This is a genomic window from Arthrobacter sp. TB 23, from assembly GCF_000294595.1.
Taxonomy (GTDB): Bacteria; Actinomycetota; Actinomycetes; order Actinomycetales; family Micrococcaceae; genus Arthrobacter_D.
The window spans coordinates 1-11306 of the sequence record NZ_ALPM01000099.1 but is presented as its reverse complement, the minus strand read 5'-3'; the positions used below and the strand labels follow the sequence as shown (position 1 = coordinate 11306).

Annotated in this window: 12 protein-coding genes and 1 pseudogene; 8 read left to right on the top strand and 5 right to left on the bottom strand. The window is 65.0% G+C overall.

Annotated elements, in window-relative coordinates; translation table 11 throughout:
* Window positions 1-411, bottom strand: a pseudogene (locus B384_RS0113985) (HNH endonuclease); the annotation flags it as partial.
* Between the two features lie 269 nt (window positions 412-680).
* On the opposite strand from B384_RS0113985, the gene B384_RS0113980 reads away from it, so the two are divergent.
* The 6 genes from B384_RS0113980 (at window position 681) to B384_RS0113955 (ending at window position 6400) form a co-directional block, all read left to right on the top strand.
* Entirely contained in the window at window positions 681-1658 is a 978-nt protein-coding gene (locus tag B384_RS0113980; RefSeq protein ID WP_019483726.1) for an ABC transporter ATP-binding protein, read from the top strand.
* Window positions 1655-2512, top strand: a complete 858-nt coding sequence (locus B384_RS18995) for an ABC transporter permease (RefSeq protein WP_019483725.1) — start codon at window positions 1655-1657, stop codon at window positions 2510-2512. Before B384_RS0113980 ends, B384_RS18995 begins: the two co-directional genes overlap by 4 nt.
* Before the next feature lie 43 nt (window positions 2513-2555).
* A complete protein-coding gene (locus B384_RS18990) occupies window positions 2556-3839 on the top strand; it encodes a sensor histidine kinase (RefSeq protein ID WP_019483724.1) in 1284 nt (427 codons plus the stop codon).
* Window positions 3836-4549 (top strand): response regulator, encoded by a 714-nt coding sequence (locus B384_RS0113965; protein ID WP_019483723.1) that lies wholly within the window; start codon window positions 3836-3838, stop codon window positions 4547-4549. Before B384_RS18990 ends, B384_RS0113965 begins: the two co-directional genes overlap by 4 nt.
* 95 nt (window positions 4550-4644) lie before the next feature.
* A complete protein-coding gene (locus B384_RS0113960; RefSeq protein WP_019483722.1) occupies window positions 4645-5670 on the top strand; it encodes a 6-phosphofructokinase in 1026 nt (341 codons plus the stop codon).
* A 10-nt stretch (window positions 5671-5680) separates the two neighbouring features.
* Entirely contained in the window at window positions 5681-6400 is a 720-nt protein-coding gene (locus B384_RS0113955; RefSeq protein ID WP_019483721.1) for a GNAT family N-acetyltransferase, read from the top strand.
* A 12-nt stretch (window positions 6401-6412) separates the two neighbouring features.
* On the opposite strand, the gene B384_RS0113950 is transcribed toward B384_RS0113955, so the two are convergent.
* The 4 genes from B384_RS0113950 to B384_RS0113930 form a co-directional block, all read right to left on the bottom strand.
* Window positions 6413-6835 carry an ankyrin repeat domain-containing protein gene (locus B384_RS0113950; protein ID WP_019483720.1) on the bottom strand — a complete coding sequence of 141 codons (423 nt, stop codon included), beginning with the start codon at window positions 6833-6835 and terminating at the stop codon, window positions 6413-6415.
* 2 nt (window positions 6836-6837) lie between these two features.
* Window positions 6838-7935 carry a CAF17-like 4Fe-4S cluster assembly/insertion protein YgfZ gene (ygfZ, locus tag B384_RS0113945; protein ID WP_019483719.1) on the bottom strand — a complete coding sequence of 366 codons (1098 nt, stop codon included), beginning with the start codon at window positions 7933-7935 and terminating at the stop codon, window positions 6838-6840.
* A gap of 61 nt (window positions 7936-7996) precedes the next feature.
* The gene (locus tag B384_RS0113940) at window positions 7997-8599 is read right to left on the bottom strand and encodes an FABP family protein (RefSeq protein ID WP_019483718.1); all 603 of its coding nucleotides are present in this window, start codon (window positions 8597-8599) and stop codon (window positions 7997-7999) included.
* Window positions 8600-8809: 210 nt separating this feature from the next.
* The gene (locus B384_RS0113930) at window positions 8810-9553 is read right to left on the bottom strand and encodes a hypothetical protein (RefSeq protein WP_237715319.1); all 744 of its coding nucleotides are present in this window, start codon (window positions 9551-9553) and stop codon (window positions 8810-8812) included.
* A gap of 181 nt (window positions 9554-9734) precedes the next feature.
* Between B384_RS0113930 and B384_RS0113925 the strand changes: the two genes are divergently transcribed.
* On the top strand, window positions 9735-10436 hold the full coding sequence (locus B384_RS0113925) for a winged helix-turn-helix transcriptional regulator (protein WP_019483715.1): 702 nt from the start codon (window positions 9735-9737) through the stop codon (window positions 10434-10436).
* 240 nt (window positions 10437-10676) lie between these two features.
* A partial coding sequence (locus B384_RS0113920; protein WP_019483714.1) for a GNAT family N-acetyltransferase occupies window positions 10677-11306 on the top strand: 630 nt, incomplete at its 3' end.

Below are 11306 nucleotides of genomic sequence, written 5' to 3'. Positions count from 1 at the left end.
AAGGTGGGTGAGGGCTTTGGCTTCCTGCGCGTCGACCCAGGACCGCAACACCGACAGCGTCTTGAGTAGGTTCATGGTCTGGCCAGCGTTCAACGTCACCATCGCCGCGACCGACACCTGACCAGACAACGCCGGCAGCGACGCCGGGCCACCCTCGGCAGCCGGATCAAGAGGATCAGTGGGACCGGGGGAATCGGTGGGATCGGTGGATGCCTTCGGTGCCGTCCAGGTCGAGCCCTCGCCCAGGGGCCCGCCGGCACCATACCCACCCGGGATCCTCGAAGCCCCCGCAGCACCCGCACACCCTGAAGCGCCCGGGGACCTGTTCGCTGACCCGGAATCCGGACCGGAATCCGGGCCCGGCTCGGGGAAGAGTCCCGATCCGGTAGAAGAAGCTGTATTGCTTTCCATACCTCCATTCCATCATCGGGCACTGACAAAACAGGGGCCGATTCAGGGCCACCAGAAAATCTTTTTCAACTATTTTTTCAGACCAGAGAACCCGCCTCTGATAAACGCTCAACCTTTCCCGGCCAAGGGCGGGATGCCCATCGAAGGCGCCCCGGCCCGGGGGCCTGCCCGCCCCGGGCCAGCTGATGTTCGTGTCCTGCTGTAGCAGGACAGGATCACTCGTCCTACCCGATCTGTCGCCGGGCTGGCCCCGGTGACACGCTGGTGTTATGAAACAGTCAACTGCGTCCAGCCGCACCGAAACACCAGGTTCCTCACCCCCGACCGATCCGGCGAGCGCCGTCGTCGTCGACTCCCTGACGAAGTCTTACCGGCAGCCGAAGAAGGGCGATCTAGTCGCCGTCGACAAGCTGTCGCTGACCATTGAGACCGGCGAAACCTATGCCCTGTTGGGACCCAACGGTGCCGGAAAAAGCACCACGATCGAGATTCTTGAAGGCCACCGCAAACCAACATCCGGCACTGTCACCGTCCTGGGACAGAACCCGTACAAGGCGCCGGCTTTGTTCCGCTCACGCATCGGCATTGTGCTGCAGGAAGCCACCGATATGGGCACACTGAAGGTCGCCGAGGCACTCAAAGACGCTGCCGCCCTCTATCCCAACCCGCGCCGCGTTGATGAAGTGATGGTTGCTGTGGGGATCGAGGAGAAGGCCGGGGCCCTCATCAAGTCCCTCTCCGGTGGTCAGCGCCGACGGGTTGACGTGGCCCTGGGCATGATCGGCAACCCGGAACTGCTGTTTCTCGACGAGCCCACCACCGGCTTCGACCCTGCCGCCCGCCGCCGGTTCTGGGACCTGATCCGGGGCCTTGGCAAGGATGGAACCACAATTGTGCTCACCACCCATTACCTGGACGAAGCCCAGCACCTCTCCGACCGGCTCGGCATCATCGCGTCCGGACGGGTCATCGCCACCGGCACCGCCGACAGCGTGGGAGGCCCGGACCTCAGAATCCCCCGAGTGCGGTGGAGGGACGACGACGGCCAGCACGAAAAGGCCACCACCTCCCCCGGTGCCCTGATCCACCAACTCACCGAGGGAGGCTCCTGGGAACCGACCGATCTGGAGGTTATCCGGCCCAGCCTCGAGGATGTCTACCTAGAACTCCTGCGCCAGCACGACGCCGACACCGTAACCACCACGACCGCTGACCCGCTGACCTCACCCGAAGGAGTACAGGCATGACCACCCTGAACGCCGGTCAGCAGACCGGCGCTGCACACAACGCAGCCTGGCGGCCCAGCACCCTTGCCCTCGGCGGACGCCGGGCCGTCACCGAGATCAAAGCCTTCAACCGGGACGGGCTGTCGTTAATCCTGATCCTGTTCTTCCCGATCGTCATGATGGCGCTCTTCGGGACCGTGTTCGGCAACGACCCCTCAGTGGGCCCACCCGAGGCAAAAGTCACGATGGCACAGTACTACTTCCCGGGGATGCTGGCGCTCGGCACAATCCTCAGCGGCTTCCAGAACCTCAGCGGCTATGTGGCCGCCGACCGGTTCAACGGGGGGATCAAACGGCTCGCTGGAACCCCGCTACCCATGCTGTCCTATTTCATCGGCAAAATGGGTGTCACCCTGTATCTGATTGTCGGGCAGTCAATCATCCTCGTGATCGGCAGCACTCTCTTCCTCGGCATCGACCTCCCCACCACCTGGGGCGCCTGGCTAACCGTAGCCTGGCTGCTACTGGGCGCCACTGCCGCCTGGGCGGTCGTGGGGACAGCCTTCGCTTGCATCGCCAAATCGGCTGAAAGTGCTTCGACTCTGGCAGTGATGCCGGTCCTCATCCTGTCCTTCATCTCGGGTGTCTATTTCCAGTTCACGGGTCTCCCAGAGTGGCTGCAACAGGCGGCCAACCTGACGCCACTGCGCTGGACTGCCAGTGGCCTGCGCAGCGTGTTCCTGCCCGAACAGTTTGAACTGGCTGAGCCCGGCCAGACCTGGGCGTTGGGCATGTCAGCCATGGTGATTGGTCTTTGGCTGGTGGTCGGGCTGATTCTGACCCGGCTCACCTTCAAATGGCCACCGCAGAAATGAGGACTTGTGGGCCGCGGCACCTCACCGGACGTAGGGTGTTGGCATGAACACCAAACCCGAGCGCACCGATCGGCTCCTGCCGGAGAACTCGGTGTGGATCCACGGGATGAAGTGGTGGCACATCGGGTTCTACACAGCATTAGTTGTGGTGGTCCTCGTGGTTCTCAACGGGGAGCCGAACCCCACGATCATGGCGGTGACCCTCAGTGCTCTGGGGGTGTTGGCGGCCACGTACCCCTTCCTGACCCGCCAGCAACATTTGGGGACGTGGCGTCCTACGGCCTACGTGATCCTCCTCATCCTGGTGGTCGGATTTCTGGCCTTCCTCCCAGGCTCCGGAGCTGTACTCCTCTTCGTGGCGTTTCCGCAGATCTGGATGTTCTCTAGCACGGCGCGTGCGGGGCTCATCAGCACGGCAGCCATCTGCGTCGCGGTGGCAACGGGGCAGCTTGTCCGGTTCGGCGGGTCCCCCGAAGACCTCCTCGGAATCGGACTGCAAGCCGGCCTGTCCTTCCTGGCCTCAACGATGCTGGGACTGTGGATCTACAAGATCATTGACCAGAGCGAGGACCGTGCGCAGCTCCTCGCCGAGCTGGAGGCTGCCCGGACCGAACTCCAACTCGCCGACCAGCGGCAGGGCGCCATGGCGGAGCGGGAACGGATGTCCCGTGAAATTCATGACACCCTAGCCCAGGGCTTCACTTCGGTGGTGATGCTGTCCGAAGCAGCGCTCGCACAGCTGCGCAGCACCCGATTGGACGACGGCGCCGCCCAGGAGCTGGTGGCACGGCTGGACGCCATCAACACCACCGCACGTGACAACCTACAGGAAGCCCGGTCCCTGATTGCGTCGACCGGGCCGTCCCAGCTGCAGGGCGGAGACCTGCTGGGGGCACTGGACAGGCTTGCCTCGGCGGCGACATCAGCGGGCTGTGACACCTCCTCGACGCTGCCCGATGCCCTGCCGCACCTGACCTCGAACCAGCAAATCGCGCTCCTCCGCTCGGCACAGGAGGCACTCACCAATGTCCGGCGGCATGCTTCGGCTTCCCGGTCCCAGCTGAAACTCGAACACTCGGGATCCCATCTGGTCCTGACCGTCAGCGATGACGGCGGAGGGTTCGACCCGGACCTGGATACCTCCGGCTACGGGCTGAAATCCATCAGCGCACGGCTCGGCGAGATTGGGGGGACTCTCAGTATCAGCTCGGCCAACGGAGAGGGATGCGTCCTCCACATGGTGGTGCCCGTCGAAGATCACCAGAGCACCGTTGCGGCCCCGCCCGCTGCGGCGCAGAGCCAGCCGGAACGGGTTGAGGCTCAATGACTCCTGCCCAGCCGCGCAGCAGCAGTTCCACCTCACCCAACTCCCCCGCCCACAGTGCCGACGCGGATACGGTCCGAATTCTTGTGGTTGATGACCATCCGGTGGTGCGCGCCGGGCTGATTAACCTGCTCTCCACCGATCCCCGGATTGTGGTCGCCGCCGAAGCAGCCAACGGGGAGGAAGCAGTGGCCGCCGCGACCGACGTCGTGCCCGACGTCGTCCTCATGGACCTGCGGATGCCGCTCCTGGATGGGGCGGACGCTACCGCCCGCATCCTGGCGAGCCAGCCCGGGGTCAAAGTATTGGTGCTTACCACCTACGACGGCGACTCCGACATTGTGCGGGCCGTCGAGGCCGGCGCGGTCGGTTACCTGCTGAAAGACACCCCGGGTGAAACCATCATCAGTGCGGTGTTCGCGGCGGCCCGTGGGGAAACAGTTCTCGCGCCGCCGATTGCGGCGAAATTGGTGTCACGGCTGAGGGCGCCAGAGCGACCGCGCATGTCGCCGCGGGAACGGGAGGTGCTCCAGTGCGTCGCCCAGGGGCTGAGTAACCCGGATATCGCCGCGAAGCTCTACATTGCCGAAACCACCGTGAAGACCCATCTGCTGCGGATCTTCGCCAAACTGGACGTCGATGATCGAACGCGGGCGGTCGTGGTGGCGATGGAACGTGGCATCCTGAACGGGCACACACCGGGTTCCCGATAGCGGTCTTGCTCCAAAAATGTGTTTAGAATCATAGCTGAGCTCAATGGGGCGCTCTGACCTTTCTACCTCTTCAACCTGCAAGGACCCAGCTCCACATGAAAATCGGAATACTCACCAGCGGTGGCGACTGTCCTGGGCTCAACGCCGTGATCCGTGGAGCAGTCCTCAACGGCATCAAGACCCACGACCTGGAATTTGTCGGATTCCGTGACGGCTGGCGCGGTGTGGTGGAGGGCGACATCATCGAGCTCCCCCGTCAGGCCGTTCGGGGCATCTCCAAACAGGGTGGCACCATTCTGGGAACCTCCCGCACCAACCCCTTCGAGGGCAACGGCGGACCCGACGCCATCAAGGCCACCCTCGAACGGCTGGGTATCGACGCGATGATCGTGATCGGCGGCGAAGGGACACTCGCCGCCGCGAATCGGCTTACCGATGCCGGCCTGAAGATTGTCGGCGTGCCCAAGACCGTCGACAACGATCTCGACGCCACCGACTACACCTTCGGCTTTGACACCGCCGTGCAGATCGCCACTGAGGCTATCGACCGGCTCCGGACGACCGGGGAGTCGCACAGCCGCTGCATGGTGGCCGAGGTGATGGGACGCCACGTAGGGTGGATTGCCCTGCACGCCGGGATGGCGTCCGGCGCCCACGCCATCCTCATCCCTGAGCAGCAGACCAGCCTGGAGCAGATCGCCGAGTGGGTCACCGAGGCCAATCACCGTGGTCGTGCGCCCCTTGTGGTGGTGGCCGAAGGTTTTGTCCCGGCGCACCTGGACCAGGCCCACTCCGAACGTGGCCTCGACACCTTCGGGCGGCCGCGCCTCGGCGGGATCGCCGATCAGCTGGCCCCGGAAATCGAATCCCGTACCGGAATCGAAACCCGCGCCACGGTGCTGGGTCATATCCAGCGCGGCGGGGTTCCCTCGGCGTTCGACCGGGTCCTCGCGACGCGTCTCGGCATGGCTGCCGTTGACTCGGTGGTGGACGAAGCCTGGGGCACCATGGTCTCGCTCAAGGGAACGGAAATTGCGCGGGTGGGCTTCGCGGCCGCTTTGGGTAACCTCAAGGTGGTCCCCCAGCACCGGTACGACGAGGCAGCCATCCTCTTCGGCTAACGTTGCCTAGATGGAACTTGATCCCGGCACCGTCTCAATCATTCAGCTCGGATGGTCTCGGCTGCTGAAACTCGATGACACCGCGTTCGCCGAGGCAGCTGGCGAACGGGTTTACCGCCGGGACGACGACGCCGAGCTGCTCACCTTTGTGCGGCTGTTCGGCGAGGAAGCGTTGGTCGGACCCGGTTGGGCCCTCGACGCAGCAGCAGAGCTCGACGGCGATGTGCTCGCCCGCCACTCGACCCTGCTCCGGCTCTCCAGAGAACAGGGGGGCCGCGGTCTGGGAGCGGCTGGCCTGTATTTTTGCGACAACCTGCCGACCCTCGAACCCCGCGACGACGTGGCAGTGAGCGATGAGCTGGAGTTCGCCGTCGAGCTGGAGCGGCTCTGCCCGCCCGATGACATCGCCGAAGTGGGTCTGAGCGCACTGGAACACCGCACCATCCTGGTCGACGACTCGACCGCTCCCCCCACACCGTTCGCCGGCGCAGGGTACGACATCTGGAGCGGCATCCTCGCCCATCTGGGGGTACTGGCCGCGCCGGGTCACCGCGGTCAGGGCCACGCCACCTTCATCACCAAGGTGGTGATTGAGGATGCCATGGCGGCGGGACTGATTCCGCAGTGGCGGGCACGCACGGATAACAGCGCTTCGATCAGGACGGCGTTGAAGTCAGGATTCGTCGCGTGCGGCAGCCAGACCAGCGTGCTGCTACCAGCCGGGCACTAAACAGGGCGGTTGCTACTGCCCGCCGAACAGCTTCAGCAGGTTCTGACGCTTGAACATCTGGGCCGTCTGTCGTGCCGTGGGACTGCCCCGGTCGGGGTCGGCCCCGGCACCTACCAGCACCGCTGCGACGTCGTCATAACCCTTGAAAGCCACACCCGCCAGTGGCGTCTGACCCTTGTCGTTGACGGCGTTGACATCAACCCCGCGGCGGGCAAGGTCAGCCACGACGCTGGCGTGCCCGTGGTAGGCAGCCAGCATGAGGAGACTGTCACCGCCACTGTTGGTCAGCGTGACGGGAACCCCCGCGTCCAGGTACCGGCTCAGGGTAGCCGCGTCGCCGGCACGGGCGGCGTCGAACAGCTGGTGTGCCAGTGCGACGGCCTCATCCGCGCTGGTGTCCGGTGAATTGGTGTCCGGTGTGTTGGTGTCCGTCATCGCTACCGGCGTCCTTTCAGGAACCCGGTGGCGCGTCCCACCACCTGGCCCGCGTCCGGCGCCACAATGATTTCCTGCGCTGCGGCGTACACCTCATCGCCGTCCTGCACCACCAGTTCACCCAGTGGATCGACCGAGCGTTTCACGACGGCGAGCGCTACCGCGCCCATCTCGTAGTGCTGCGCCACAGAGGTCACCGTGCCGACGGTGCGTCCACCGGCGACGACGGCGCTGCCCACCGCGGGCAGGGTGTGCTGGCTGCCGTCGAGCTGCAGGAAGACGAGGCGGCGTGGTGGGTGTCCGAGGTTGTGCACCCGGGCGACGGTTTCCTGACCTTTGTAGCAACCCTTGTTCAGATGAACAGCGGTCCGGATCAGGTCCAGTTCGTGCGGAATCGTCTTCTCATCGGTCTCGGCGCCGGCCCGCGGACGCCACGCGGCGACACGCAGCGCCTCGGAAGCCATGGCGCCGGCCAGGCTCAGACCGTGCCCAGCGAGTTCATCCACGGTGGTAACGAGTTCGGCCTGCGGGATCAGGTATTCGAACCAGGGGCGTTCCAGCCCGGGGTGGTCTTCCTCGGTCACCACCGAATAGGCGTACCCGCCCTCCGTGACCCGCGGCCAAGGGTCGACCCACACGGTGCGTGCTGCCAATGACTCGATGGGTTTCACCGATCCGAGCACCGCCCAGGTCTCTGACACGTCGGCGATTTCCACCCGGAGCATGAACTTCATCCGGTCCAGCCACGCGGCCATACCTGCGGCTTCGAAGCCTTCGACGAGCAGCCAGGTAGTGGTTCCGTCGTCGACCACCCGGGCGTTGTATTCGATCCGGCCCTGCACGCTCAACAGGAGGGTCTCGGAGCTGCTGCCGGGCTCCAGGCCCAACAGGAGTTGCGAAGAGAGGGTGTTCAACCAGCTCAGGCGGTCGGGGCCGGTTACCGTGACCACGCCCCGGTGGGACAGGTCGACGACGGCGGTGCCACGGGCGAGGGCGCGCTGTTCCTTGAAGGGGTCACCGTAGTGGGATGCAGTGCCCTGATCGGGTGCGCCAGCGGCGACGGCGCCGGGTCGGGTGAGCAGCGGGCTGAGATAGGTCATGGTGTTGTTAACGCATCCTTAGGCGGGCCGTATTCCTTGGCCAGCCGTGGAGCACGACTGGTCAGGATTCTTTTTTGAGAATCGCGGAGGCGTGGGCTTTCAGCGGCTGGCCGTCGGCGGCGACGTCCCAGCGCCAATACAGGTCGCCCTCCACAAGTCCGTACAGGCGTGTGGCGGCCGTGTATTCCTTGGAGTTCTGGCCCCGCATCACCAGGTCGGTGCTGAGCCGAATTTGTGGGCCCTTGATGACCCCGTAGTACAGTTCGGCGATTCCTCCGGGGTGCACAATGGTGGCGGTGATATCGAAACCGTCTTCGGCGTTGCGGAGTTGCTCCACCTCGTCGGCGCTCTTCAGCGCCGGGNGGACGATGTCGGCTGGTTCCAGCCCGGGCCCGCCGTCGGCGTCGTTGAGTTTGCGGTCCAGCGCCCAAAACCCGGTTTCCACTGAGAGCGGGCGCAGGCGGGTGCCATGCTCGTCGGTGAGCCAGCTCTCCGCCGTGTACCGCAGGTACGGGAGCCCGTTCTGGGTGAAAGTGACGAGCTGCTCGAAGTGCTCGGACTCGGACGAACCCTCGCCGAGACGGCCAGAGCCCTTCCAGGTACCCAGCAACCAGGACAGTGGCACCAGTTCGGGCGTGAGGTCCGTGGGAATCTCAAAGGACATGGTGAGCGGGCAGCCTTACTTTTGGCCCTTGTACAGGCGGGTGATCACCAGCGCTGCTACCCCAGCCATCGCCAGCGAAGCGAGTACCAACAGTCCAATGAAGAAGATTTCAAGCGCAAGAATCGACATGCGTCCATCCTAACGCGACGTATCGGCAGCTCTCGACCCCAACGGCGCTCCGGTGCGGCGCGGGCCGGCAGGAGGTAGAAGTTAGGCGGTGAGCAGCTTTTCCAGGAAGTAGACGAGCGAGCCGATCACCAAAATGGGTGCGACGCCGACGGACAGGGCCGCTGCCACGTTCAATGGCGCTTCACGGGCAAGGAGCAGACGCCGGGTGCACACAATGACCGCTCCACTGAGCGCACCCACAATGCCTGCGGCGAGGCCGGGCACATCGGTGAACAGGATGGCCCCCAGGGGTCCGGCAGTTGCGGCCAGGACCGCGCCCAGGGGCGCAACAATCCGGTCGGGCCAGGGCAGTAGCGACACGGCAAGGGCAATCATGACGCTGATCCCGGTGACCAGCATCATCCCGGTGTTTCCCGCATTGACCGACAACTGGTCAGCGGCCACCCAGCCGGACCCAAGGCAGACCAGGAAGACCCCCACGCCGACGCCGAGCGTTGATTCCAGCCGAAGGCTTTGGCCGGTTCCACGGAACAGCTGAATCAGGAAGACAGCCCCGAGACCGAGGGCAGCGGCGATAGGCATCCACCGCATGTACTCGCTGTCCGGGGCAGTGTAGGCAGCGGACGTGGCCGCCAGCGCACTCGCGGCCATGACCGTTGACTGGGTTTTCTTGGCCGGGACCCCCAGCAGATGAGGCCAGCCGATAGCTCCCACGAGGATGAGGACCGCAGTCACCGCTGCTACAGCACTTAACGAGACGTAGGACGCGGCCACCACCGAGACGACTGCTGTTGCCGCCGCAGCAGCCACCATCCATATTCTCACCCCAGCAATACTGCCTTACCGCTCCGGCAAGTGAAAACGAGGGTCCCGGGTGGGTCGCATCACACCCGGTATACTGAACCAAATCTGACAGGACTGCTGACCTGTGGAGATCGGTCAGGATCTTCATCAGCCGCCCGACCCAGAGCGCCCGATGATGCGCGTCCAAATATATGGAGGACACATGCCGCACATCTTGATGTTGACGAATAGCCCCGGATCCTCGGTGGGTGTGCTTCCCGCGCTCGAATTGTTGAACCACAAGGTCCACATTCTGCCCGCCGAACCGACCGCATTGCTGGAAACCGAGCCCTGCGACGTGGTGATGGTCGACGCACGTAAAGACATGGTCGGGGCCAGATCGCTGACCCAACTGCTGAAAGCCACCGGACTGAGTGCCCCGCTGATGCTGGTGCTCACCGAGGGTGGGATGGCCGCCGTCGCCGCGAACTGGCTGGCTGACGAGGTCGTCCTCGACTCCGCCGGTCCGGCTGAGGTGGAGGCCAGGCTACGCCTCGTCATCGCGCGGTCCAGTGCCGCCGAGACGGAAACCAGCAGCGAGATCCGCGCCTCCGGCGTCGTCATTGACGAGGCCAGCTATACCGCCCGGGTCGGCGGGGAACCACTGAACCTGACCTATAAGGAATTCGAGTTGCTCAAGTACCTGGCGCAGCATCCGGGCAGGGTGTTCACCCGGGATCAGCTACTGCACGAGGTGTGGGGCTACGACTATTACGGAGGCACCCGCACCGTTGACGTTCATGTGCGGCGGCTGCGGGCAAAACTGGGCGCCGACCATGAGCAACTGATCGGGACCGTGCGCAACGTGGGGTACCGGTTCACGCTGAACCGGTCCACCGACGACCGGCCAGCGGTCGACGCCTGAGGATTGCCTCCCTCCAGAAGACGCTCCCCAAAACACGCCGCTTAACGAAAGAAGTCCCTCCCCCACTTGCGTGGCGGTGGGACTTCTTTCGTCTTACAAAGTGGAGGACATACGGGTCGAACGTATCGCGGGCACCCCACTGGTGCATCCCCCGTGAACGATCCCCAACATTACCCCACCGGCTGCGCCAGGCCAAAATCCTCCCCTACGCGCGGGGGACCAGGGGGTTAAGCTGGCATTATGACCACAGCCCACGTTCCCACCTGGCCCATTCTCCATTCCGCTGGGGCTCCCGACCCGCGGGTCCTGCAGGACATTCTCGGGCTCGCCGCGGCTGCCGCGGAGGCCGACGGCAACCCTCCTCTGTCCGAGCAGACCCTGGTCAACCTGAAAACCGCGGGTGCCCATCCGGGGTCCCTGCTGGTTTTCGCCACCTACGCGGTCGACGACGACTCTTCCGGCGGAGATCCGGCTGGGGCATCCCACGACACCGAAGAACTGGCCGGGGTTGCGGTGGTGAGCCTGCCCCGCACCGGGACCGGCGCTGATAATGGCGACGAGGGTGAAGCTGGCGACCCGGGCGTGCTCGAGCTTGTGGTCCGGCCGACCTACCGCAGCCAGGGGGTCGGGACCGCCCTGGCCGACGCCGTCCAGGCCCACGGGTTGCCGAATCTGCATGCCTGGTCCCACGGCAATCACGCGGCGGCTGTCAGCCTGGCCACCAAGAATGGGTTCGCGCCCGTGCGGGAACTGTGGCGGATGCGTCAGACCCGGGCCGCACTGGAGGAGTCGGTCCTGGCTCCCACCGCCGACCAGATCACCCTGCCCGACGGCGTCGTTCTCCGCGCCTTCCAGCCAGGCGTCGACGAG